Source organism: Ruegeria sp. AL1 (assembly GCF_056540905.1).
On record NZ_JBQFXP010000008.1, the window covers coordinates 125183 to 150150 of the forward strand.

At 54.8% G+C, this 24968-nt stretch carries 22 protein-coding genes and 3 tRNA genes; 16 read left to right on the forward strand and 9 right to left on the reverse strand.

The genetic code is table 11. The features are described from left to right. Window positions 1-15: 15 nt before the first annotated feature. Window positions 16-1188, reverse strand: a complete 1173-nt coding sequence (locus ACRZ9X_RS14065; protein WP_480519885.1) for an MFS transporter — start codon at window positions 1186-1188, stop codon at window positions 16-18. Window positions 1189-1321: 133 nt separating this feature from the next. On the opposite strand from ACRZ9X_RS14065, the gene ACRZ9X_RS14070 reads away from it, so the two are divergent. Next, window positions 1322-2473 carry a DUF3095 domain-containing protein gene (locus ACRZ9X_RS14070; RefSeq protein ID WP_480519887.1) on the forward strand — a complete coding sequence of 384 codons (1152 nt, stop codon included), beginning with the start codon at window positions 1322-1324 and terminating at the stop codon, window positions 2471-2473. Between the two features lie 66 nt (window positions 2474-2539). Further along, window positions 2540-2974, forward strand: a complete 435-nt coding sequence (gene hpaR / locus ACRZ9X_RS14075) for a homoprotocatechuate degradation operon regulator HpaR (protein ID WP_480519889.1) — start codon at window positions 2540-2542, stop codon at window positions 2972-2974. Between the two features lie 4 nt (window positions 2975-2978). Here hpaR and ACRZ9X_RS14080 read toward each other — a convergent pair whose 3' ends face one another. Further along, window positions 2979-4199: a winged helix-turn-helix domain-containing protein gene (locus ACRZ9X_RS14080; protein ID WP_480519891.1), complete on the reverse strand. Its 1221-nt coding sequence runs from the start codon at window positions 4197-4199 to the stop codon at window positions 2979-2981. 4 nt (window positions 4200-4203) lie between these two features. Further along, window positions 4204-5229: a LacI family DNA-binding transcriptional regulator gene (locus tag ACRZ9X_RS14085; protein ID WP_480519893.1), complete on the reverse strand. Its 1026-nt coding sequence runs from the start codon at window positions 5227-5229 to the stop codon at window positions 4204-4206. Between the two features lie 115 nt (window positions 5230-5344). Here ACRZ9X_RS14085 and ACRZ9X_RS14090 point away from each other — a divergent pair. The 5 genes from ACRZ9X_RS14090 to ACRZ9X_RS14110 all read left to right on the forward strand — a co-directional run bounded on the left by ACRZ9X_RS14090 (window position 5345) and on the right by ACRZ9X_RS14110 (window position 11403). Then, a tRNA-Arg gene (locus tag ACRZ9X_RS14090) sits at window positions 5345-5421 on the forward strand. Window positions 5422-5578: 157 nt separating this feature from the next. After that, complete coding sequence (locus tag ACRZ9X_RS14095) at window positions 5579-6901, forward strand: tyrosine-type recombinase/integrase (protein ID WP_480519895.1); 1323 nt, start codon at window positions 5579-5581, stop codon at window positions 6899-6901. Between the two features lie 57 nt (window positions 6902-6958). Further along, window positions 6959-7600: a hypothetical protein gene (locus ACRZ9X_RS14100; protein WP_480519897.1), complete on the forward strand. Its 642-nt coding sequence runs from the start codon at window positions 6959-6961 to the stop codon at window positions 7598-7600. An 843-nt stretch (window positions 7601-8443) separates the two neighbouring features. Beyond that, a complete protein-coding gene (locus ACRZ9X_RS14105; protein WP_480519899.1) occupies window positions 8444-9151 on the forward strand; it encodes a hypothetical protein in 708 nt (235 codons plus the stop codon). A gap of 494 nt (window positions 9152-9645) precedes the next feature. After that, the gene (locus ACRZ9X_RS14110; RefSeq protein WP_480519901.1) at window positions 9646-11403 is read left to right on the forward strand and encodes an FkbM family methyltransferase; all 1758 of its coding nucleotides are present in this window, start codon (window positions 9646-9648) and stop codon (window positions 11401-11403) included. A gap of 656 nt (window positions 11404-12059) precedes the next feature. On the opposite strand, the gene ACRZ9X_RS14115 is transcribed toward ACRZ9X_RS14110, so the two are convergent. Further along, a complete protein-coding gene (locus ACRZ9X_RS14115) occupies window positions 12060-12218 on the reverse strand; it encodes a hypothetical protein (RefSeq protein ID WP_480519903.1) in 159 nt (52 codons plus the stop codon). 431 nt (window positions 12219-12649) lie between these two features. Here ACRZ9X_RS14115 and ACRZ9X_RS14120 point away from each other — a divergent pair, with 431 nt between their 5' ends. Further along, a complete protein-coding gene (locus ACRZ9X_RS14120) occupies window positions 12650-13294 on the forward strand; it encodes a GNAT family N-acetyltransferase (protein ID WP_480519905.1) in 645 nt (214 codons plus the stop codon). Between the two features lie 126 nt (window positions 13295-13420). Continuing rightward, window positions 13421-15142, forward strand: a complete 1722-nt coding sequence (locus ACRZ9X_RS14125) for an adenylate/guanylate cyclase domain-containing protein (RefSeq protein ID WP_480520115.1) — start codon at window positions 13421-13423, stop codon at window positions 15140-15142. Window positions 15143-15194: 52 nt separating this feature from the next. Here the strand turns inward: ACRZ9X_RS14125 and ACRZ9X_RS14130 are convergent, their stop codons facing one another. From ACRZ9X_RS14130 to ACRZ9X_RS14145, 4 genes are all read right to left on the reverse strand, one after another. After that, window positions 15195-16046, reverse strand: a complete 852-nt coding sequence (locus ACRZ9X_RS14130; protein WP_480519907.1) for a hypothetical protein — start codon at window positions 16044-16046, stop codon at window positions 15195-15197. 153 nt (window positions 16047-16199) lie between these two features. After that, entirely contained in the window at window positions 16200-17498 is a 1299-nt protein-coding gene (locus tag ACRZ9X_RS14135) for a gluzincin family metallopeptidase (RefSeq protein ID WP_480519909.1), read from the reverse strand. 25 nt (window positions 17499-17523) lie between these two features. Beyond that, window positions 17524-18873: a TfuA-like protein gene (locus ACRZ9X_RS14140; protein ID WP_480519911.1), complete on the reverse strand. Its 1350-nt coding sequence runs from the start codon at window positions 18871-18873 to the stop codon at window positions 17524-17526. Next, entirely contained in the window at window positions 18870-20066 is a 1197-nt protein-coding gene (locus ACRZ9X_RS14145; RefSeq protein ID WP_480519913.1) for a YcaO-like family protein, read from the reverse strand. Before ACRZ9X_RS14145 ends, ACRZ9X_RS14140 begins: the two co-directional genes overlap by 4 nt. Window positions 20067-20404: 338 nt before the next feature. On the opposite strand from ACRZ9X_RS14145, the gene ACRZ9X_RS14150 reads away from it, so the two are divergent. The 5 genes from ACRZ9X_RS14150 (at window position 20405) to ACRZ9X_RS14170 (ending at window position 22394) form a co-directional block, all read left to right on the forward strand. After that, window positions 20405-20480: transfer RNA gene (locus ACRZ9X_RS14150), tRNA-Thr, on the forward strand. A 329-nt stretch (window positions 20481-20809) separates the two neighbouring features. Then, window positions 20810-21118 carry a hypothetical protein gene (locus tag ACRZ9X_RS14155; RefSeq protein WP_480519915.1) on the forward strand — a complete coding sequence of 103 codons (309 nt, stop codon included), beginning with the start codon at window positions 20810-20812 and terminating at the stop codon, window positions 21116-21118. A 372-nt stretch (window positions 21119-21490) separates the two neighbouring features. Then, window positions 21491-21703, forward strand: a complete 213-nt coding sequence (locus ACRZ9X_RS14160) for a hypothetical protein (RefSeq protein WP_480519917.1) — start codon at window positions 21491-21493, stop codon at window positions 21701-21703. Between the two features lie 174 nt (window positions 21704-21877). Beyond that, window positions 21878-22144: a tyrosine-type recombinase/integrase gene (locus ACRZ9X_RS14165; RefSeq protein ID WP_480519919.1), complete on the forward strand. Its 267-nt coding sequence runs from the start codon at window positions 21878-21880 to the stop codon at window positions 22142-22144. A gap of 25 nt (window positions 22145-22169) precedes the next feature. Further along, the gene (locus tag ACRZ9X_RS14170) at window positions 22170-22394 is read left to right on the forward strand and encodes a tyrosine-type recombinase/integrase (RefSeq protein ID WP_480519921.1); all 225 of its coding nucleotides are present in this window, start codon (window positions 22170-22172) and stop codon (window positions 22392-22394) included. 95 nt (window positions 22395-22489) lie between these two features. Here the strand turns inward: ACRZ9X_RS14170 and ACRZ9X_RS14175 are convergent. After that, window positions 22490-22565, reverse strand: a tRNA-Lys gene (locus ACRZ9X_RS14175). A gap of 210 nt (window positions 22566-22775) precedes the next feature. Between ACRZ9X_RS14175 and dapF the strand changes: the two genes are divergently transcribed. Together dapF and mtaB are read left to right on the forward strand one after the other, a co-directional pair. Continuing rightward, window positions 22776-23618, forward strand: a complete 843-nt coding sequence (dapF, locus tag ACRZ9X_RS14180) for a diaminopimelate epimerase (RefSeq protein ID WP_480519923.1) — start codon at window positions 22776-22778, stop codon at window positions 23616-23618. Continuing rightward, window positions 23615-24871: a tRNA (N(6)-L-threonylcarbamoyladenosine(37)-C(2))-methylthiotransferase MtaB gene (gene mtaB, locus ACRZ9X_RS14185; RefSeq protein WP_480519925.1), complete on the forward strand. Its 1257-nt coding sequence runs from the start codon at window positions 23615-23617 to the stop codon at window positions 24869-24871. Before dapF ends, mtaB begins: the two co-directional genes overlap by 4 nt. Window positions 24872-24968 lie beyond the last annotated feature (97 nt).

A 24968-nucleotide genomic window follows, 5' to 3' on the forward strand; every position in this document is an offset into this window, starting at 1 on the left:
GGTGCCTCCAATCCGTCAGTCGATGCTGTCGCGACTGAATAGATAGATCACGCATCCAATGGCAAGGGTGATGGCGAAGAACCCGAAGATTGCGGTGTAAGGGGCGGTCGAACTAATCCCAGCACTGGCGGCGTGAATACGACCCGTAGCGAATTGGGCAAGCCCGACGCCGCCGATGCCAAACAGGTTCAGCAGTGTCACGCCGCGACCCACCAGATGCGCCGGCACAAAGGCGCGGCCATGCGCCATAATGACCGGAAAGCTGGCCCCGGTGAACCCGATGATGGCCAGCAAGGCCACAGATTGCCAGACCGTGTTATCGATCCAGAGACACAGCAATACCAACGCCAAAGCACCAGATGCGTTGCCGCCGAAGATCACCCATTTCCGGGTCTTCAAAACCCGATCCAGTGGCCCGTAGGCGAAGGTTCCGGCAATCATGGCGGTACCCATGATCAGCGTGGCTTGTCCGATCTGTGTTGTACCCAGCCCGAATACATCGCCCAGATAAGGCCCTGCCCAAAGCCCGCGCAGCGCCGCCGATGGCGCATAAGCCACAAGCATCAGCGGCAGGATCGCCCATAAGGCGGGCTCTTTCAGCAAATCCAGAACGGACCCTTTATGCTCGGTCTCGACACGCTCGGGGTCCTGTACCGTCGCCCAGATGCCCAGCGCCACAATGGCGGAGATCACCGCCAAACCGGTCAGTGTTGCGCGCCAGCCCACCCATTCCACTGCTAATGCAGTCGGATAAGAGGCCACCAGATTTCCCACCGACCCAACCCCCAGCATCACCGCAGCCAACGTGGCGAATTTCGCAGGCGGGAATTGACGCGCAAAGATGAAATAGGACGCCATCAGAACTGGCGAGCACCCCACCCCGATTAGTGCCATCGCAAGGCTGACATGAACGGGCGCTGTTGCGACCGCGAACAGTGCCGCACCGCCTGCTCCGCCGACCAGCAACAGGATTGCAGAACTGCGACGGGGGCCAATCCGATCCAGTGCCCAGCCGACCGGAATTTGCATGCCCGCAAACACCAAAAACCAAAGACCCGAGGCAAAGGCCAGATCCTCGGCGGTTGCGCCGATATCGCGACCCAGATCCACGGTCAGAACCGCAAGGAACGCGCGAAAGAACTGGCTGAGGACATATGCCAGACACAATACTACCAAACCTGCCTGCATCGATCTCCTCCTCGGCGGTCTGCTTGACACGTCGTTCGGCGGGGCACAAGCATGTGTTTAGAGGGTCAAAGGACGGAAAGGCTTCACAATCGAGCTATGTGAAGAAATCGGAACAGGTAATTCAGGATAGATCATGACTGAAACCAAAACTGATTTTTATGACACGATTCCAATATCCAGTAACTTTTTAAGCCTAAGCGACCCTTCAAAATTCACACCCGTGCCCGAGGATTGGGTGTTGGGCGTTGCCGATATCGTGGATTCAACCGGCGAGATCGCGCGGGGGCGCTACAAGACGGTCAATATGGTGGGTGCTGCTGTGATCTCGGGCATGATCAATGCGCTGGGCGGCAAGGTTTTCCCCTATGTTTTCGGGGGCGACGGGGCCGCGTTTGCCATACCGGGCAAGGACAGTGCCGCTGCGCAAGATACGCTCGCGACGTTGCGCAGTTGGGCAAAGGCCGAGTTTTCCATCTCGTTGCGCGCCACACTCGTGCCTTTATCCGATATCCGCGCTGCGGGACGGGATTTGAGGGTTGCGCGGTTTGGGCCATCCTCAGGGGTGGATTATGCCATGTTCTCGGGCGGTGGGCTGGCCTGGGCCGAGGCACGGATGAAATCAGGACGCGATCTGGTGCCGCCGGCCGCACCGGATGCTCAACCCGACCTGACCGGGCTGTCGTGCAGGTGGTCTAACAGTCAGTCCCGGAATGGAGACATCGTTTCGCTGGTCATTCAACCGGAAAACGACACTGATGAAGGGGATTTCGCGACTTTAACCCAAGCGGTGCTGTCTGTGGCCGAAGTGCTTGAGCGCGGTGGCCACCCGGTTGCGGCGAAGGGCCCCCCGATCAAATGGCCGCCGCCGGGCCTTGATATCGATGCCCATGTCTCACGCGCCGGACGCCGCTTGCTACCGCACAAGGCGCGGCTGATGGTCGAAAACCTTTTAATCGCGTTATTGTTTAAAACGGGGATGCGCTTGGGCCAGTTTGAACCCGCTCATTACAAGGAGATGGTCAGCCGCAACGCCGATTTTCGCAAATTCGACGATGGGTTAAAAATGACATTGGATTGCGATGCGTCAACCTTGTCGAAGATCACCAGGCTTTTGGATGATGCGCAGGCGCTGGGCAAAATTCGGTATGGTCTGCACGCCCAGAAAGAGGCGATGATGACGTGTTTCGTGCCGTCGGCAACGCGCGATGATCATGTCCACTTTGTCGACGGTGCCTCGGGCGGATATGCGCAAGCTGCAGCGGCAATGCGGGAAAACAGACTCTAAACATGTCAATTGGCATCGAAAACCATCTGAACTTGCTATCATTTTAGATTTCGGCAACAATTCCATATGTCTGGCGATCTTCCGCTGACGTCGCGCTCTCTGCCCATTGCCTTATTGCGGGCCAGGGAAAAAGTCATGGGGCCAATTCGGGCCGTGTTGGCTGACGCTGGCGTCACCGAGCAACAATGGCGCGTTCTGCGTGTCTTGAAAGAAGAAGGGCCGCTTGAGCCGACGCAAATCGCCGAGCGCGCCTGCCTGCTGTTGCCCAGCCTGACCCGTATTCTGAAGAACCTTGAAGACAAAAAGCTGATTGCCCGACGACCCGATGTCAAGGATCGTCGGCGGCAAATCGTCGATATCAGCAATGCGGGCGAAAAAATCATATACGCCAATCTGGCAGCGATGGTGGAACAGGCCGCGCATATGAAATCGTTGCTGGGTCAGGAACGCCACGAACTGTTGCTGGACCTGTTGGCCGAGTTGTATGGGTTGGAAGAATAGCGGTTTAAGGTTTCATGGGCTTTTTGAGCCAATCCCTTTCAAATGTGACCTGTCCCAGCCCCGCAAACCGGCGGACCCGATCCAATTCGGCCTCAAGCCGTCTGGTGCGGGCATCGGACCATCTCATGGTTTTCTCCGGCCAGACCGCGCGAATATTCAACAGATCCTTGTCTCTGTGCGCCTTCATATCTATGCGCCCGATCAGCCGGTCCCCTTCCAGTAGCGGAAACACATAATAGCCGTAGATGCGCTTGGCGGCGGGGACAAAAACTTCGATGCGGTAATGGAACCCAAACAGCCGCTGGGCACGGTTTCGGTCACGCAACATTGGATCAAACGGGCTGAGGACCCGGATACGGCCGGGGGCTGTCGGAAGATTGAGTGCTTCGTCAATCAAGCCGGGCCGGGCAAAGGTTTTTCGGTCGCGTCCGTCTGCGCATTTTACACTGATTTGCTCGATTTCTCCCCGCGTCAGAGCCTGTTCACACCACGCTTTTGCCTCTGCGGCGGTGGTTGTATCCCAAAAGGCGGCCAGCTCCCCGGATGTTGCAAAGCCCAATCGGTCAAGTGCCGCATTGCACAACCAGTCCACTGTTCCTTCGGTGTCACAAGGCAGATGTCCGGGGCAGAGATGCGTGTCGATCACCCTTTCGGTCAGGTCATATTGCTTTTGAAATCCATCACGTCCGACAACGGTCAGTGACCCGGATCGCCACAGATACTCCAGTGCCGTTTTAGAGGGGTGCCAGTCCCACCAACCACCTGATCCCTTCTTTTCATCCTTGCCCACATCCGATGACCCGACAGGCCCGTGATCCCGGATATGCTCCATGACTTTGTCAAAGCGCTGTTCATATCCGTCTCGGCGCCAGTTCTTCCATCGCGCTTTCAGCATCTCGGTGTCGCGCAGAAACCGCAGGTGCCAGTGGCGGTAGAAACCCATCGGTATTACAGCTGCATCATGGGTCCAGTGCTCGAACAAGGCGCGATCCTGCTCATACAGCCGTTTGAGGTAGGACGTCCGGTATGTGGGCCTGCGCGCGAACAGGATCATGTCATGCGCGCGTGCCACGGTGTTGATACTGTCGAGTTGCACGAAGCCAAGCCGATGGATCAGGCCAAGAAGGGCGGCCCCTTTGGCACTGCCCGCAGGCGATTCCAAAAGCGCGTGACGATCCATGAAAACAGCGCGCGCGGTTTTGTTGTCCAGATGACGCAGTGTCACCAGCTCAGCGCCGTTTGAGCGTATCGCCGAAACTGATTTTGGGGGTCAGCGTTACCCGGCTCTCGATCTCGGCTTCGGGGTTTTGCAGCTGCGTCGCGATGATTTCGGCGGCCTGCCGACCTATTTCAAGCCGGCAGGCATCCATGGTCGCCAGTTTGCGCGGCAGCCCCTGCAGCAGTTCGACATTATTGAACCCGGCCAGACCGATTTGCCCGGGCACATCGATTCCCTGATCCAGCAGATACAAAAGTCCACCCGCCCCGATCATGTCATTGGAATAATAAAGAAAATCCAACTCCGGAGACCGATCCAGCATGGCCTGCGTCATCTCTCGCCCCTTGGCCAGCGCTGAACCTCCGGAATAAAACTCCCGATCTTCGATTTCGACACCGTGTTTTCCCAGCACCTCGGTGAACCCTTCGAAGCGCTTTCGTGCCCGGTGATCAAGCGGCATCTTGGTGCCCATGAAACCAATATGTTCGTACCCTGCTTTGAGGATTGCCTGGGCCATCTCGCGCCCGGCCCGGCGATGCGAAATCCCGACCATAGCATCCACGGGTTTGCCGTCGGTATCCATGATTTCAACCACCGGAATACCGGCAGAATCCAACATGGCGCGCGCGGCTTCAGTATGCTCCAATCCGGCGATGATGACGCCTGATGGTCGCCACGACAGCATCTCGTACAGCACTTTCTCTTCTTTTTCGGGCAGATAGTCGGTCACGCCCACGACGGGCTGCAATTCGGTATCTTCCAGCACTTGATTGATGCCGGTCAGCACCTCGGGAAAAACCATGTTCGACAACGATGGTATGATCACCGCCACCAGATTGACCCGGCTGGACGCCAGCGCGCCCGCGATCTTGTTGGGTACGTATCCCAGCTCTTTCGCCGCAGCCAGAACACGGGTTCTGGTCGCATCCGACACATCCCCTCGGTTTCGCAGCACCCGGCTGACCGTCATTTCGGACACTCCGGACGCTTCCGAGACATCACGAAGGGTAAGAGGGCGTTTAGTTTCTGTTGTCACCGGGGATACCTGCATAGTTTGTTTCGACAATGGTAGCGTGAACAGGGCGATCTGTTCAACTGTTACGCATAACCGATGACAATCCGAAAAAAGCCGGTTACAGACAGCCTTACGCGGCCCCGTGGCTCAACTGGATAGAGCAGCCCCCTCCTAAGGGGCAGGTTGCAGGTTCGAATCCTGCCGGGGTCGCCAGATTTTGCGAACCCCTATTTTATTGACCATTTGCTGTGTGTGGTGTTACGAGAGTGGTGGACTTACACCACGAATTTACACCACGTAAGAGCAGACCATGAGTAATGATAGGAATCTTGAGCAACCACGCGGACCCGGTACGGCTTGGCGGTTTAGGATGTCTACGCCCAAAATTTTAAAGGGCACCACTGATCCAGAGACGGGCAAACTTTTTGGTCGCAACATCATAAGAAGCCTTGGAGGTGTTAAGCACAAAACCACGGCACGTAAGCTACGCGACGTGGAACTTAGCAAGGTTCGAGAGTTGGAATTACAAGCGCTGGGTAGGAACCGATATAGCACTGCTGCGGCAGACCGATGGGCTGAGGCCATGGCAGACCCCGACCCTGAAGCCGCGATGCTGGCGCGTGATGTGTTCTATGAAGATGTTGAGAACGCGCCCAGCGCGGTGCGAGATGCGTTCGGTAAAAGGGGCATGGCTACATCCAGACCACTGGCTGAGATGGTTGAGGCGTATATTGAGGCTAGAGCACCGGGGAACGCTTCAGGTTATAAACCGCTGGGAAGTTCAACCATCAATGATTTTCGGACTTCGGTTCGCTATCTGGTCGACTTTCTGGGCGGTGATATATCCAACCTTTTTGTGGACGATGTGGCAGACGTTGAGGCGGTGGCCTTCAGGGAATACCTAGGGGGCATCGTGTCGGAGCGGACAGAGGAGCCGCTAGCAGGAGCGACCATCCAGAAACTCACGACGCAGCTTCGCACGTTTTGGGCGTGGCTTGTAGAAACCAAGGCCACAAGCAATCCCTCAGTGGAACCCTTCACGCTACCTAAAGGGGTTACTAGGGAAGCCGCCACGCCGAAGAAAGAAAGGCTGATGTACCGACCAGAGCAGACCAGTGCTTTGTTCGTAGCGCGTTCACAGGAAACACCGTTGGGAGTTTTGATGCGTCTGGGCCTGACACTCGGAACACGCATTTCCGAATTGGTTAGGGTCACAGTTGAGGATGTAGATTCTGACGGCGCTGGGCTGAAGATCATTATTGGCAAAAACGAAAACGCTAAACGGTGGACCCCCGTACCCACTGAGCTCCAAGCGACGGTATTGAAGTTGCGAAATGAAGTGGAGAGTAGAGATGGACCCAAGGGCAGGCTTCTCTGGGCCTTCAGTCTGGACCCCAAATCAGGCAACAGCAAGCAAGCCAGTCAGTTGTATAGCCGTCTTAGGGATGATGTTCTGGGCCGACCTGAAGGCAACGTGATGCTGGACTTTCATTCGTTAAGGCACACGTGGCGGACCATCGCACACAGGGCGGGCGTTGACGACAAGGACGCTGTGCAGCTTGGCGGCTGGTCTAAGGATGAGCGCAGAGCTAGTGAGATTTACAACCACGGGCTGGGCCGGGATGAATTGCGACAGGTGCAACGTAAGATCGTCGATAGGATGGAACGCGACGGGTACCTTAAGGGCTTTTAGGTAGAACAGGGAAGTGGCAACATGCGGTCCAAAGAAGCAATTAGTGATTGATTACCAATGTCGAACCCTGAGATCGAAAGAGCATTAAAAAGAACTAAAACCGCATTTGAACAAATGACACAGGCTAAGGAAAGCGGCGAACTACGCGACGCATGGGAAGACTTCCTCGCAGGTTTTTCTCGGACAATGGGTAAGGTGATTTCTCACGGAATGAAGCAGAAAGGAACTCGTGCATGGGCTCACAAAGTTAAGAATGCTTCCAACGGTGACGACGATGTTTTGTTCTATTTGCGCGAAGCTCGAAATGACGCCGAGCACGGGCTAGAGCCTCAGATGAAAGTTATACCCAGGAAGACAACTCTTTGGGGGGCGTTGGACTTTGATGAGGATTCAAATTTTGACGTGCATATTGAAGACTGCCAATTTGATGACTTCCAAATAAAGGACGTAAAAATTGACGTAAAAGGAGGACGGTTTCGTAGCGTACAGGGAGATGACCTAGTGTTTGCGGCTATCACACCGGCGGAAATTATTCTCCAGCCTATCACGAGTGAAAAGAAAAGAATTACAGTCGATATACCTCGGAAGTTAGGCGACAAGTGTTTTAGTTCGCGTTCGCCGCTAGAGCTTGCTTCCTATGCCCTCGCCGAGATGTGTCAGTTGGTGGAAGATTTGAAGAACCACGTCGCTGAGGAATAACAGCTAGAAAACCGCCATCAAACCGTGGATCGTTTGTTGGGGATATTGAAAGTGCAATCTCACGCAAAATTGAAAAGCCGCTTCAGGCTGACTTCACGGTGAACCGTGGTTCACTTTTGAGGGACCAAATTATTTTGGCAAAAAATCTGAGTGCCAGAGATTATATAATATAGTGCCGCGCATATGTGCCTGAATCTCTCGGGGGCTAATCTTAAGCTCAAAGCGATTAACGGCGGAACAGGAGGCACAGACCAGATATGTGTGGCAAAGTGCAGTTTGCCGTATGGTACAAAGACCAAAGTCAATGGGCTCAAACAGGCGCAGAAGTGAGTGATCACTTTCCTTTCAGTACCCTTGTTGCTTTTCATCAGTGAGTTTCTGTTAATTCAAAACTGGACAGCTTTAGAAAAATTGGAATAGGCTCTCATCAGATTTTTCTAAGGTTTGGTTATCAGGTGATTAGCCCCAGCGATCTCATCAAACTGTATTCTGCGGTGCAATCATCGGTCGACGCTGAAGAAAAACGAAAGCGAGAGAACGAATTTGACGATGCAGTTGCAGAGAATATTCGTGAACTTTTTCGCGATAGCGCTTACCCGAGACGCCGCCGTACTTTTGGTGCAATTAGGAAGTCTTTTGGTGGTTACTTTGACGAAGATCGTAAGGACCTGCAACGACACCTAATAAGAATAGGTGCGAAACACAAAAAGGGTGATGGAGATGACGCGCTGTGGCACCTGCCAACTGAAAATCGATCTATTGCACGTGGAAGAACCCTTATTTCCTCTGCCATAACTCTTGTTGTGCTTGTTGCTATTTTCTATTTGATGACTGGAGGTTGGGATGAAATTCGTTGCTTTTTCTGTTTGGAAGATAGGCTTGTGTGCGGCTGTCCTTAGTTGGGCTGATGTCGTTGCCGCAGATGATCAAGACTGTTCGCTTGCAGAAGTGAAGGGAACTGTTTCCGCAAATGAAAACTTCAAATGTATTCTGGCGAAGATTGAAGACTTGACCGAAACCAATAAGAATCTGGAAAAGCAGATTAAAGACATCCAGCGGGAAGAGGCTGACGACACTGCCCAAGATCCCAAAGAAGACGAATATGTCGATCAAAAAACAGCCGAAGATTTGATTTCCAGTGCCATAGGAAAAATAGGGGATAGGTTGCCAATTGGCACTATAGTTGCTTGGCAAGGCAACGGGAACGTCCCCCAGGGGTGGGCGATATGCAACGGAACCAATGGGACTCCAGATTTGCGTGGACGTTTCTTGAGAGGTGTAGGCGGAACAGGCGAAGTTGGTCAACAAGGTGGAAAAAGCAGCCATACTCTCGACTTGCCGTTGCATTCTCACAACATAGCGAAAGGAAGCAGAACCAATGCTATGAGGGCTGAAAATGGCGGTGGGGTAATGGCTCACACCACCTCGGTCGACTACCTTTACAACACATATACGGAAGACGAACATAGAAGTGCTGCGGAAATCGATTTTGACGTCCTACCACCCTATGAGACTGTGATTTACATTATGAAAATTCGTGTAGATCAGTAACAATGAGAATAGAGTTGGGAGTTTTATCGCTTTCATCTTGCTCATCACTAGGGAAAGAAACCCGGTTACCAAGTAACATCTCAAAGACTGCTTGTCTCAGATTGAACGCATAGAAGTGACGCAGCACGTTTCTAAGTTTTGCATCGTCAAATAGTATCTGTTGCGGTGCTCTCGCAGCGAATTTTTTGCGTTTGAAGACAAGAAACTAAACGTGGTGTAAGCATCACTACTAAAAAATTACACTACGAGCTTTTCATTTTAATTTATATATTTCAAATAGTTATAGAAAAAACTTTGACGTGAAGAAGGTTTCCTGCCGGGGTCGCCAGACAGACGGATCTACGGCCGCCATTGGGTACACAAAGTGGTGCGGGTGGTCTCGGCTGGGAAAGCGAGCCAGCAATTGGAACCTCGATGCAGGTGAAAACCGTCCATTTGCCGGGCTGCTATCGAGCCACTTGCCAATTTCCAAGTTCGACGGCAAAAGTCCTCCTATGACCATCGATAACACTGCCTTCCTCGTTCGAACTCATGAACGCAGCTCGCAAATTCTGACGCTCCTAAACAACCTGAAAGCCAATGTTTCACCCAACACATTCGTTGTCTGTGATGAAACAGGGCGCAATTTGGATTTTCCCGAGGCAAGAAAGATCTCGTTGTCACCTTCCGTCCTGGCAAACTGGACATTCGAAAGACATCCTCGAGATTGGGGCTGGTTATGTGGGGATTATTGCTATTATGCCGCCGCCCATCAGCTCGCGGACTATGAATATTATTGTCTGATAGAATCCGATGTGTTTCTAAGTGAGGACGCGGCGAAAGCGGTGAAATCAATTCTGCAATCGAACACCAGTGACGCAGTTGCCGCAGACTTGCGAAGGTTTGACGAACCGCGGAAATTCTCAAAACACCTGGAGCAAATCGAAGAGGACACTCACTATGGGTGTATCTTTCCCGTTACGCGCGTGAGCGCTCGGTTAATCCCGGACATGTTCTCGCTCAGAAAGAAGGTTCAAAACCATCATTCTGCGCTTCGCGTAAACGATGAAGCCATACTTGCAACTGCGGCCCACAAAGGGGCGCTCCGCGTAACTGACCTATATGATTTCAAGGGTGTTTTTGACAGAAATTGCTTTGATACAAACCCTCCTCACATGCAGGAAATTCTTGAGAAGTCGCAAGAAGATACGCGCGTGATGCACCCCTCGGTGCCGATGTCGAAACTACTGACGCGAATCCAAAGCGGTCAAAAAGGGAATTTGAAGATACATCGGCTGAGAAACATTCTGCCTTCCTCTTCGGATCACGTGAGCAGGGCGTTGTCGAGGGCACTGGCCCGGGCAAAGAACTCTCCTGTCCGAAAAACAGCAAGTGGTGGAAAGAACATTGAAAAAACCGAAAGGCTGGCTTGGCTCATCTGCAAGCTGGACAGCTTTCAAACCGTTAGTGTCGTAGACATTGGCGCAAATCCAATTGAAGGCACGCCGTCGTATGGGCATCTTCTGGAACACGGCCAAGCCGAAGTTGTGGGTTTTGAGCCTAATCCTGAAGCGCATCAAAAGCTGTTGAACGAAGCCGCATCCAACGAGACATATTATTGCACGGCCATTGGGGCTGGAGGTCCTGCACAACTCAACCTGACCAGACATTCAGGGTTTACATCGCTGTTCAAACCAGACCGAGCCAGCGCAGCATATCTGGGTTTTGGAAGGCCCATGCGGATCGAAGCCGTAGAAGAGATTGAGACCGAACGTCTGGATGATCTGGATTATGTACCACCTGTCGACTTGCTCAAGATCGACATCCAGGGCGGAGAGTTGAGCGTTATGCAAAACGCAAGACAAAAGCTGTCTGATGCGCTGGTGATCCAAACAGAAGTTCGCTTTTTCCCTCTGTATGAAAATGAACCGACATTTGGAGAACTTGAAAGCGAGCTGCGCGCGCAAGGGTTTGTTTTTCACAGTTTCGATTTCCTGAAACCGGTATTGGGCAGCCGCTCTCTGAGGTCGAAACTGCGCCGACGAGTGCATTCGCAAATTGTCGATGGGGACGCTTTTTTCGTCCGGGACCTGCGTCGTCTGCGCTCGTTGAGTGTTGTTCAATTGTCCAAGCTTTGCATTCTTGCAGACAGCGTGATGGGCGCTTTTGATCTTGCGTGTTTGTGCCTCGAAGAGTTGACCCGAAGAGGCGCGCTTTCAACAGAAGACACTGACAGCTACATTGCGTTGCTGCCCGAACACCTGACGCGGTAAGCGAGGGCACTGATCGGCAGGTGCGTTGAAGGATGGTGTTGCTTTACCAATCTTGGGCCCGAATAAGCGCTGTGGGCGTTGCTGAACGGGTTGATTGTTTCCTGCCGGGGTGGCGTGATTTTCAGAAACGACGCGCAACGTTAGACGTTTGGGTTAGCAGGGTGCGACACGCCGAACTCGTACCCCCTCAAATAAATCGTCGACATCCCAAGGCGCGTCGCACTTGATGTATAGGTGGTCCGCATGACCACAATATGTCGAGTTTATTAAAATACTGTGCGCTATGTGACCGAAAAGGCCACATTTGAAAATTCCGTCTTTGGGAAATTCGTGGGGCGGCATGTCGCACTCATAACCCCCTCGGAAACTAGTTTGAAAACCAGTGCATGCTAAAATTCAAACATGCCGCCCACGAGATCATCGTGCCATTGTGGCGGAAATGTGTCCATGATTTCCTCGGAAACTCACTGTTCGGAAATCCGAAACCAATTTTGCCAAGAGCCGCGAATTAAGGGATTCCCCCAATTTTCCCGATCACGCCAGTTCGGTAGATTGAACCCAACGGACGGTATTGGCCGATCCGTGTACCCCCTCAGGAGGGGCTGGCCTTAACCCACTCACCCACGCTAGCCCCTCAGACCCCCACAAAAGACTGCTCAGCACAGGCAGCACTGGCGCTGGACATATTGAGAATAGCCTTTTGTGCATTTGATCACTGGCCCTATCGGCCTCCAGCCGCGTTTTGAAAATACGCCGACCGTTTTGTTCAGTCGGTTGAGTGTGGGTTCTTCAATTCGTTTTTCAATATCTGACATCTGTTTGCCTCCGCGCTAATCGTGCAACCAGATATGGAGTTGCGCGGGGAAAATGGCTTGTGCATCTTTGCCAATCCCATGTGCCGAAACGTCAATTTGAAGGATGATGCCAAGCCGGAACAAAAACGGGCACGCCAGTTGATGGCGCGCCCAGTCACAGGGAGGAAAATAAAAACTCGCGCCCGGAACGCAACATGGGCGCCAACTCGTTAATATCCCCAATTTAGCGGTCTTTTGGGACGCTGTCTGTGACGCCGCTCACATTCAGCCGTGCCGAGGTCATCTAAGCTGTATTAAACATTGTATGGGGTTGCATCGTTTTGACCTGGGCACAAGTACAAGGCAGCCAAAACACAATTCTTGTTTTCGGCGCGATTGTGATAGTATCGTTTGAATACTTTAAAGCACTTATTTCAGGGGGCGTTTTTCTTTTGTCCAATTCTGCCACAAGACTGTTCAAACTGCGTCCATTGGAGAAATCTGACCTGGAAATCGTCGCGCGTTGGTTTCAAGATATCGAAGATCTGGCGTTCTTCGACCGAACGTCGCGCATTCCGCTGAACCTGCTGCAAACCGAAGAAATCTGGGGTGATGCCGTCTGTGCGTCGCGTGATTGTGGCAAGTGCTGGTTTATCATTGAATCCGAAAGCGGCCAGCCGCAGGGCATGATTGGGCTCGAGGCGATATCGCAGGTCAACCGCGATGCTGTCATACCGATCTTTATCGACAAATCCGTGCGGCGGCAGGGCGTTGCAGTCCGGGCGATTGCGCTGCTTCTGGATTTTGCGTTCCGGCAACTGGGGCTGAACCGGATCACCTCTTACTACCGCGCCGACAATCACATCAGCCGCGATTTGATCGCGCATGTGGGATGTCAGATCGAAGGCACAATGCGGCAGGCCTGGTATGCGGATGGTCATTACCATGACATGGTCGTTGTGGGTGTACTGAAAGAGGAATGGGACAAACGTCGAAAGGATCTGGCCCGGGAACTGGGCGACGAAACTGTGGTCACCTTTGGGCCGAACACACCGTCCAAATGGTGCTGGCCGCCAAAAAATAAGGGACAAAGTTGAAAATCCGCGCATGTCGGACCAGTTTCTGATAGACATCTCTCGTCAAAGCCGACGAGGAAATTCAGTCGAGTATTGCCAGTGAATAACGCCAGTTCGGAACGGACAATCAGACAAAAATTGGGGGCGGTGCTCTTTGCCGATGTTGTCGGCTACTCCAGATTGATGAGCGAGAATGAGATGGAGACGTATAACGCGTTGAAATCTCTGTTGTCTCAGCTTGAGTCCACCAGCACCCGATATGAAGGCAATGTTGTCGAAGTACGCGGGGATGGCATTCTGGTCCTGTTTGAAACCGCGACCAGCGCTGTCGAGTTTGCCGTGGAACTGCACAGAATCGCGGCCGAGCACAATCAGGACCGCGCGGCGGATCAGAAAATCAAGTTCCGCGCGGGTGTTCATCTGGGTGAGGTTCTGGTGGATGAACGCGGTGTCCATGGCGACAACGTCAACATCGCTGCCCGCCTTCAGGAGATTGCCGAGCCCGAACGGGTCTATGTCAGCTCGGCGGTATATGACCAGATCCGCAACCGGCTGCGTTATGGTTACGAGTTTCTGGGCCCCAAACAGCTGAAAAACATCCTGTCGCCAGTGCCGACCTATTGCGTCCGCAGCGAGGTCGAGGGCGCGACGATGGCGGCAACCTTGCGGCCCGATATGAGCCTGGAAGTGCTGGAGCGCCCGGATATCCCCTCGGTCGCCGTGCTGCCTTTTGTCAGCCAGGGCGGAGAAGAAGATGACAACTGGATTGCCGAAGGGCTGACAGATGACATCATCATGAACCTGTCCAAGTTTCGTAACCTCTTCATCATCGCCCGGAACTCATCCTTCTTTTTCAAAGCGCAATCGATGGCGCCGCAAGAGGCCGCCCGCCGGTTGAATGTGCGCTATATCGCGCGGGGCAATGTGCGGCGGTCATCCAGCCGTATTCGGATCACTGCCGAACTGATTGATGCCAATTCCGAACGCACGATCTGGGCCGAGCGGTTTGACCGCAAAATTGATGATATCTTCGATATTCTGGATGAAGTCACGGAATGCATCGTTGCGGCAACGGCGGTGATGATCGAATCTCATGAAAAGCAACGCATGGTTCAGTCGATTCCGGCTGATTTACAGGCCTATGGCTCGGTCCTGCGCGGGCAACACCATATCTTCAAATATACGCGGCAGGACAATCGCGAGGCGCAGCATTGTTATGAGTCCGCGCTGCAGCGCGATGAAGGATATGCCCGCGCTGCCGCAGCTTTGTCACGAACGCTCAACATAGACTGGCGTTATTCCTGGACGAAGGATCCTGGAACCGCGCTGGACAAAGCGCTGTCGTTCGCCCAGCGCGCGGTCGAACTGGACCCCACCGATGCACGTGGGTTTGGGGAGTTGGGATTTGTTCAGCTCTATCGCAAGGAACATGACGCGGCGATCGAATCCTACAAACGTGCGCTGGTGCTGAACCCCAACGATGCCGATATGCACTCGGATTACGCGGATGCGCTGGCCCATTCCGGTGACAATGAAACGGCGATTCAGCATCTTCAACAAGCGATGCGGCTGAACCCTTATTTCCCGGACCAGTATCTGTGGCATCTGGGCGGGGCCTATTACAACCTCAAACGCTATGACGACGTGATCACCTCGGTTAACAAGATGAACAACCCGACCGAGGGACAACGGATGCTGGCGGCCAGCCACGCGCAATTGGGCAATATGGATATGGCACGCCAGATTGCTGACAAGCATCGCGCTGCGCATCCCAACTTCTCTCTGACGCGCTGGGCCAAGGTGTTGCCGGACCGTCTGGAGGATGACACGCAGCATTTTGTCGAAGGTTTGAAAAAGGCCGGATTCTGAACGAAAAAGGGCGCGCAAACTGCACGCCCTTCGCATTCATTGTCGCACCCATTCAGTCGCCGCGCGCTTTGGCACCGCTAACCTTGGCCCCACTGACCTTGGCTCCGCTCACTTTCGCACCGCTGACCTTGGCCCCACTGACTTTCGCGCCGCTGACCTTGGCTCCGCTGATGGCGGGGCTGTCGAAGCCGAAATACAGATCCAGCAGGACCTGTTCGAACTGGCCGGACATCACGTCCATGCGGATCGTGTAATCTGCCTTATCGTATTCCCAGACAAGTATGTCGTCAGCGATTTGATAGTCTGCGGCCGCGACGCCGCTGAGCGAAGGGTCGTTTGGTGCCCGCGAAGCCAAATCTCCGGGTTTGTTTCTGTTCGTAGCGCTGGCACCTTTGCCGTGAACCAAGAAAACGGTCGGTTCGGGAAGCTCATAAAATGTGCCTTCATACGAGAAACCATAAATTCGGGCTAAGCGCGGGTCACCTGCGAATTGATCACCAATGAAGTTATTCTTACCTTTTCCGCGTCTACGTTTTCCCTTGTTTTTAAAGCTCTGTTCCCCTGTTTTTTCCAGCCTTTGTTTCCAGAATGTCTTTTTGAAGTTCTTACCTTTTTCGACATAGACGAAACTGTTCTTGTCCACGGTCGCGCGGCCAGTAAGTGTAAAAGTGGTTCCCGATTTGGAAACGGTGTAGATTCCTGAAATCGCCTTATCGTCTATTTGTACAAGGACATGATCCCCATCTTTAACATCAACACCGTCAATCTCTCCGCCTATGGATGGTAGAGCAGTATCATTTTTCTCGATGGCAAGCCGCACGTCTGTTTGTTGCTTGACTTCCATGTCCTCAATTTCACGCCCAAATAACAGCACTTCGGAAAAACTGAGCAAGGACTCAGACATATCACTTTCTCCCTCATACGGGATCGACGACGTCCAGGACCTCATCTCCCCCCTTTTTGGCGCGCAAAATATGCGTGCCCAATTGCAATAAATATCACCCCGTGGGCATAAAATGCCACAAAACAACCAAAAATCAAAGCCACTTGCACAGTCTCACCCGGGTACCCGGGTGCGCACCGACGAGGCGTGGCTGGTCTCATCAGGTTCTTTCAGCCGCGGACCTGCCGTGGTCAGCCCGATGTCGCGCATGCGGAAGTTGCCTTCGATGATCTGACGGAACGCGCCGCCGGTGATCTCGTGATCTACGGCGAGCAAAGCGCGTTCGACGCCGAAATAGCTGAGCATGTCGGCATCCAGCAATTCCCATGCGTCAGCCAGATAGGACCCAAGGAAATCCCGCGCCTCAAGCAAGGCGGTACGGAACCCGTCGGGGTTTTTTTCATAACGGGTGTCGAACATCTGCTGCATCACCGCGCTGTATTCGGGTGACCCTTCCAATTGATCCGACAGATGCTCCATCTCGGGGGTGATCAGGTCATGGACCAGCAGGCGTTCGTGGTAAATGTCGACCAGAATGTCGAACATCGCGCCAGTCAAGGGCTCGGACAAGGCATGTTCACTGGACCAACCTTGCGAAAACTCGGACAGAACCCGGTCATTGGCTGCGATCCGGATTTGTGCATTGTGCGACAGCTCGGCGAACCGGCTGAGGCGGTTGAACGTGTAAAGATTGCCCCGCGTGTTTTCGAGCAAATCCTCGACAACCGAACCGAAATGCAAAGAGGCCAGCAGCGCGACCATGTCGGCGGCGGATTCGTGAAAGCCATAATACTCGCCCGAAGCATCCCCGTCCGAGGGCATCCCGATCACGCTGTAGATGATCGCGTGCCCGATTTCATGAGCCACCACGTCAAAGTTCAGACTATAGGCGCGGTATTCATCACCGTGATCCCACGTTCCGCCGGTTTCCAGAAATCCCCAACCGATATGGGCATTGTCGAGGCTGGGAAGCAAAGACAGTTCAAGCCGGTCGAAGTCTCTGCGGAAATGCCAGGGGATCGGGCGGCCGAAATAACCTTCCCATACATCCATGGTGAAATGGGCCGATCCGAACAGATGCGCGGCCTCGAAACTGGGGTTTGACGGATCAATGTGGACGAAGTTACCGAACTCGTCGGGTTCCGGCGGCGGTTGGAAATAGCCGTCCCAGGGCGGCAGGTACATCTGCGGCCCACCGGGGCCGGGCACCATGGCTCCGTAAGGGGTCGTTTTGCCGACCGGGTTGACGGTATACATGCGCGGCCCCGAAGGGCCCGCGCCAATCGTGCCGGGTGGCGCGGATATTTCAACCAGCTCCAACTGGGCGTCAGGTTCCAAAAAAGGCGACTGCGGATAAAGCAGGAACCGTGTGCCCGGTGCTTCGTCTTCGGGTTGTTCGGGCCAGATCGTCAATTTCCCCTCCCGCGGCGCTCCGGTGTCAGCCCGCCATGTCGGAGGGCTTGTCATCCGTCGGGCCGCCATCCAATTGGCAAAACAAAAATTCGGCTTCAATCAGTTCAATAAGCGCATCGCGCCCGCTCAGACCAAGCGCAATTGCATAGGATTCAAGATCATCCGGGACCCTTTGGTCAAGTTGTGTTTCAAAATACCAGATTAACATACGCATAGCGCTGGCTGGCGCGCCCGGGTCGGGGTTGGGATCTTGCGCGGCCAAAACCCGGGATTTCCGTGCGGCGCGGTCCCACATTTCCGGGTAATCGCCCGCGCGGCGCAGTTCGTCCAGAATGGCGGTATCCATTCTGTCCTGCAGCGCAGACATCACCTGATCCGTGCGCGACCTGTCGGCCAGAAAACTCTCATATTGCTGCGGGTCCAGGTTGTTGGTCTGCAACCAAGCCATCAAATCCGTTTGCCGGGGCAATCCTGCCTCAACCCGATGTTCCGACATCTTTCGAACCAGCGCCTCACGATCCGGGACGTATCCCAACCGCAAGGATTCGTCGTTTGCCAGCAAGGTCAACGCAGCCCGTTCCCGGATCGCAGCAAAGCGATCAGGGGTCAGGCGCAACTCATTCACCAGCGCTATGTCCTTTGACGGACCGGCCTCGGTTTCAGCGTCGATGCGGGCACACAGGTCGCGCCATGCCAGAGTCCGCTCGACCCTATGGTCGGCTGCTGCTCGGTTGTTGTCGCGCAAGTACTCGGCCATTGTGGCAAGCATTTGTCGGGCGTCGTCGCCCTTGGCGTCCACGCGCCCCGAACTCAGCCAGCTTGCAAATCCCGAAAGGTCAAAGTGGCCATCGACCCTTTCAATCACGGTTGTCCAGGCCCGCTCGCGATAGTTCAGCTCTTTCGCGACCTCCAGAATCCGCCCGGCCAGTTCGCGTGTCAGGATATCCTCGGACACAGCACGCGCAACCGTTGCCCGAATAGAGACCATCGGCTCGCTGAGCGCCTGAAACCCCAGTTCCGCTGGGCTATGCAAAACAGCAACCTCGTCATCGTCGCTAAGGGTGCCGTTGCGATAATCCTCGAAAATCTGTCCAACCCCGATCATTCCGAAATCGGAAAGTTCCGCCGCGCGCAAAGCCCCCATGCTGGCGCTGCCAAAGACGGTTATGCCCTGTTCGATCGCCCACAGGATTTCCTTGTGCCATACCGAAGGAACGCCGTCGAAGAACCCGTCGATGATCCCGATGGCGCGCGGCTTATCCCGGGCCACGCGATACACATCGCCCTGCTGAACCGGCGGCAGAATGGTGGCCTCCAGATGATCCGAGACGTCGCTATTGCGCAGCGTGGGTCCGACGAAAATGACAACGGTCATGCGCCAATCCCTTTCGCGCGGGGGCCCGCGACATAGTCGGGATCGTCATGCGGGGCTTCTAATCCGGGGATAACCGCACGTACCACGGCGATGTCAATCTGTGGACGCGACAGGTCGACCGTGATCACCTGGTCCATTCCTGCCGCTGCCAGACGGGACATCAAAAGGGCCAGATCGGCGTGCAGTGAGTCGCTCACATGGGTCGGGCAGGCGCTGAACGGCCGGGTGGCAGGGCTATGGTCGATCAGGTTCCGAACATAGCCGCTGCGGTCGGTCCGGGCGGCATCGGTGAACTCATCCGGGTCCAGATCATCTCGCGCACCGGATATGTAGGTCAGTCGGGTTTGCGCGGCCTCTGTCAGGGCGCGTAATAAGGCAATGGCGCGGTCGGGATGGCATCCATCCCCGATCCCGATATGCCCCGTATTGCCCGAGGACTCACAAATCGCGCACCGAAAGCTGGCAATACCAATGTCCGAGGTCGTGTCCCAAATGCCCAGATCAAGCCCGGCACCAGTAATTTGATCCATCGCCTGCCGGCACCTTGGGTCGTCTATCGTCTTGTGATCAAGCCTTGGGTCACTGCGGCGCTGATGCCACAGCGTCGTGGCATCCCGTTCAATCAATTCACAGATCGCATGACAACTCGCCTCGGTCACATCGTTGCCCGACGCCAGCCCGTTGGTGGTTCGCGGAAACGCCCGGGCTGCGCCCACGGGCGAGGTGGTATAGTCCGTATCAACCATCTCATAAGGAACCCAGCACCCCACACCAGTGCCAAGATCAAGCCCTTCGATCCAAAGCAGGCTGTCATGGGGATCAAAGCGACCTCCGGTCACCTGCGGCAACCGTGTCACATCAGCGACCATGACCGATTGCGAAAGATCCGCATAACTGGCGAACCGCAGCGGCAGCTCAATCCGCTCCGCATGCCAGGATTCAATAGCCTCCATAACCCCTGATGCGCGGGCGGCATTCAGCGACAGGCCCTTTCCCAGCGAAACCGCGACCGAGCGCGCGTTGGGCCGGGTCACCATCACTGTCGGCAGACCGACACGGTCCAGCCCCGTCAGATTTGCGATGCGGGTGATGCCCATGTCTTTCAGAAAGGGCTCGACAATCGCCAGCGTCTTTTCAGGGTCGCGCAACCTGTGCGTATCCAGAACATATGTCTTTTTCGAGTATCCCGACATTGCGACGGTTAGTTTAAACCTTTGAAAAAGTGCAGGGAACCCGGTTCAGCCGGGTAAAGATACAATCAGTTTGAACAAAAGATGCGGGATGAACGTCATTGGGTCAACCTTGTGAGGCGCAGCTACCGCAGAGAAACCCCCTGCCGCGCCTTTGTCGATCCCCACTTGCGCCGCGCCTGTTGTCAGTTTAAACGATCTTTCGCATTGCCGCATACGGGTTCCCGGCTGAGGGATGGCTTTGGCAGACATGGATATGTCGGTCATCCGCCCGCAAGTTTTCGAGCTATCGTGCAGGGCTGCGAGGAGGTTCCTATCAGGGCCTCGGATAAGAGAAGTGTGCCGCTGTAGCTCAGCTGGTAGAGCACGTCATTCGTAATGATGGGGTCGTAGGTTCGAGTCCTATCAGCGGCACCACCCTTCTCCAATAGCATTCCGATTTTTTCACTGGAATCAACATCTTCGGCAAGTCCGAAGGGTGACGATTGCGCTTTCGATTTTCAGGTATCCGGGCTAGGCTGCGTTCAGGATTGGCAGATAGAGCCAGTCTCGGGGCGTAGTAACCCCTCCAAGAGCGGTCGGTGTCGGCCGAAATGACACCTCCTCGAACCCTATGGTCGGGGAGGCACTGGCGTATGTCCAGGGCTCCGGCCTAAAGGCCAGCGCGGTCGTCTCTTGGCGGCTTACTAACTCCCCGGCTGCCAGAGGAAACTCTGGTGGCCGATTTCGTTAGTAGAGGAACCGCTATGAGCAGAATAATTGCACTTTCGTATTTGTTTGCAGGCGTGATGTATGCAGGTGCCGCCCATGCGTCGGGTGCCGACGCTTGGATCGCCAAGTCGGATGATTTGCAGAGACATCACGGAGCATTCCTGATCGCTGCCACAGAGTTGGTAGAGAACGGCACATGCAAACCGAACGAGTTTGTAGAACATGGAGGATGGGTGAGGTCGGGTTCATTTGAACCGAGGCCCGTGTACTTCATGTATTGCGGGGGACCTACAGTCGCCAATCGTTTGTATCTCGACGCCTCCACCGGCGAAGTGTTCCGTTAATTTTCAATTCGTTAAAGAGAATGTATCACATGAAAAACTCAACACGACTCTGTCCGTTCTGCGCAGAGGAAATCAAAACCGCCGCCATCGTTTGCAAACACTGTGGCAGCAACCTTGGCGATCTTTCGGCACCTACCACGAGCGACCAAAAAAACTGACACGGTTGTCACCAAACCGGCAGATCATCATGGAGCAGTAAGGCTTGGCAAGTCCGCGGTGGGTGGGTTCATCCGATTTCAGATACTGATTTTGGAACTTGTTGCCTTCGGATTTGCCCTGCATCTACTGCAAAAACAGGACGCTGATATCCAAACCGGTTTGGCGATGCTGCCCGAAGCAAACAGAGTAATGATGGCCTAATACAACAAGGTCATGGATTTGCGTCAGCACGGCGAAAAACCGGAAATCACTATGCAGGATTCATGCGATCTCACGGTAACCTCCGAAGAAGGCAGAACTGCCGAAAGCTACCAGTATGCCACCAACAAACTACTGGGCATCACAGCTGCCTTCGAGGGACGATGGGCGCTCGATCCTAATCGTTACCTATCATCACTCACAGACGGCGATCTGGATGATCACTGACTCGCCCGCAAGGAAGAAGGCATGAAACCGAACACAATAAATCTCGAACTTCGGTTCCTGAAACGCGTCAACAACTTTTTCAAGAAGCGTCATAAAACGAACCCAGACTTAGACTTCCAGATGCAAAAGGGCTTTGTTAATTCACGGTCCCTGTCATCCCAATAGGAACGGGCAGTGATTGCCTACTGCCTTGAAAAGGAAGCTGAACACGGCGCAGGAGCGTGGCAGAAGGCGCACGACCTGTTCGTTTATCATATCGATACAGGCGTTCGACTTGGAGAAGCACTTGGAGTCGAGTGGGCAGATATCGACCTGCAACAAAGGGTTATCGACAACTGGAATCACAAGACCCATAAGGCGATCTTTGTACCGATCAGTGACCGGGTGTATGACGTTCTATCCCGCCTTCACAACCAGCCCCAACCATTCGTCTCGATGTAAGAATCTGCGGGAAGCCATAGCGACCATGTGTCCGTCCAGTAAGAGGGTGCCTGCGGAAAAAGGGAGCGCAACCATCCACTCTTGCCGAGATACTTATGCCAACCGCCTCCTGAACAATGGGAGGCCCTTGGATAAAGTTTCGTTCCTGCTAGGTCATGCCACCCTACAGCAGACCCAGAAATATGCGAAGTATGCTAAGCGTCCCGCTGCCGATGAGGCGAGGGCGACACTTAATCAAAACACGGCATGAAACTATCGATGGCCCCGGATTTGGCCTTCATATGGAGTTACTTTACTTTCCGTGGCGGCCAAATGCCTTGCAGGATGTAGATTTATTGAAAAAAGTGGTGAGCCGTGCAGGATTCGAACCTGCGACCCACTGATTAAAAGTCAGTTGCTCTACCAACTGAGCTAACGGCCCACTCTTTTGTTGGATCTGATCGATCCCTGACGCTCTCTAAGGGAAGAACCCTACCGGGTTCAAGACCTTATTTCGCATCGCGTTTCGCCAGTACCATATAGGTTCAGGCGACCCGATAGGCGGCCTAATTAGGCAGGTGGCGCTGGGGGGTCAAGCCCTTTTTTCAGGAATCTGCGCGACAGGGTGGATTCATTCCGGACCCGGCGTTATATGCCCGCCATGCGACGCACAAACGATACCGGAATGCTCTTCATGAAGATGCACGGGCTGGGCAATGACTTCGTCATTGTCGATGCGCGCGCGCACCCTGTGCCGATCACCCCGGCTCTGGCAAAGGGCATCGGGCACCGACAGTTCGGAGTAGGGTTTGATCAGCTCGCCGTGATCGAAACCGGTGAGGTTGATGCGCATTTGGTATTCTACAATGCCGACGGGTCGAGCTCGGCTGCTTGCGGCAATGCCACGCGCTGCATCGCACGGTTCCTGATGGATGAGTCCGGGACATCCGACCTGACGCTCACAACCGAACGCGGCACTCTGTACGCCCGGGATGCGGGCGATGGGCTGACCTCGGTCAATATGGGGCAACCTCAGACTGACTGGCGTGACATTCCGCTGGCCGAAGATGTGGACACGCTGGAGCTGCCTATCGAAGGCGGCCCCACGGCCACCGGCATGGGCAATCCGCACTGTACTTTTTTTGTTAGCGACGCCGAAGCCATCCCCCTCACCGAATTCGGTTCGCGGTACGAACATCATCCGCTCTATCCCGAACGAACCAATGTGCAGGTGGCGCAGGTGATCGGCCCCGACCATATCCGGATGCGGGTGTGGGAGCGGGGTGTTGGTATTACGCTTGCTTCGGGCTCATCGTCCTGCGCAACAGCCGTGGCCGCCGCACGACGCGGGCTGACCGGGCGCAAGGTGCAGATCGACCTTGATGGTGGTACCATCTGGATCGACTGGCGCGAGGATGGCGTCTGGATGACCGGCCCCACCGCCCATGTCTTCTCGGGCTCGCTGACACCCGAATTCCTGAGGTCTTTGGGATGACTCCGCCCAAATTCACCACTCTGGGCTGCCGCCTGAACGCCTATGAGACCGAGGCGATGAAAGAGCTGTCGCAACAGGCCGGGCTGAACAACGCAGTGGTCGTCAACACCTGCGCCGTCACAGCTGAGGCCGTCCGCAAGGCCCGACAGGAGATTCGCAAGCTTCGGCGTGAGAATCCCGATGCGCGCCTGATCGTCACTGGCTGTGCCGCGCAGACCGAACCTGAAACCTTCGCCCGGATGGAGGAGGTTGATGCAGTCATCGGCAATACCGAGAAAATGCAGCCCGACACCTGGAAAGGCATGGCCGCCGATTTCATCGGCAAGACCGAGGCGGTGCAGGTCGACGACATCATGTCCGTCACCGAAACCGCAGGCCACCTGATCGATGGCTTCGGCACCCGTTCCCGGGCCTATGTGCAAGTTCAGAATGGCTGTGACCACCGTTGCACGTTCTGCATCATCCCATACGGCCGCGGCAACTCGCGCAGCGTCCCTGCAGGCGTCGTGGTGGATCAGATCAAGCGGTTGGTGGACCGGGGGTATAATGAGGTTGTGCTGACAGGCGTCGATCTCACCTCATGGGGCGCCGACCTGCCCGCGCAGCCCAAGCTGGGCGATCTGGTGATGCGGATCCTAAAGCTGGTGCCGGACCTGCCGCGCCTGCGGATCAGTTCCATCGACTCGATCGAAGTGGACGAGAACCTGATGCAGGCCATTGCGACCGAGCCCCGCCTGATGCCGCATTTGCACCTGTCGCTGCAGCACGGCGATGACCTGATCCTCAAACGCATGAAGCGCCGCCACCTGCGAGACGATGCCATTCGGTTCACCGAAGAGGCCCGCAAGCTGCGCCCCGACATGACGTTTGGGGCCGACATTATCGCCGGTTTCCCGACCGAGACAGAGGTTCACTTCGAAAACTCGCTGAAACTCGTCAACGACTGCAACCTGACCTGGCTGCACGTCTTCCCCTATTCGAAACGTCAAGGCACTCCAGCTGCCCGTATCCCGCAGCAAGTCAACGGCGTCATCATTAAAGACCGCGCCGCCCGCTTGCGTGCCGCAGGCGACGAGCAGATCGCCAAACACCTGACCGCCCAGTACGGCAAAACGCACAATGTCCTCATGGAAAACCCGCATATGGGCCGCACCGAACAATTCGCCGAGGTCAGCTTCCAAACCCCGCAGCCTGAAGGCCAGATCGTGACCGTTGCGATACAAGGCTACACAGCCAGCCAATTGCAGGCCTGATCCGCTTTTCATCTGGCCATAAATATCCCGGGGATGAATTGGCCGCAGGCCAAGAAGGGGCTGGCCCCTTTTACCCGATCTCAAAAAGAAACCCCCG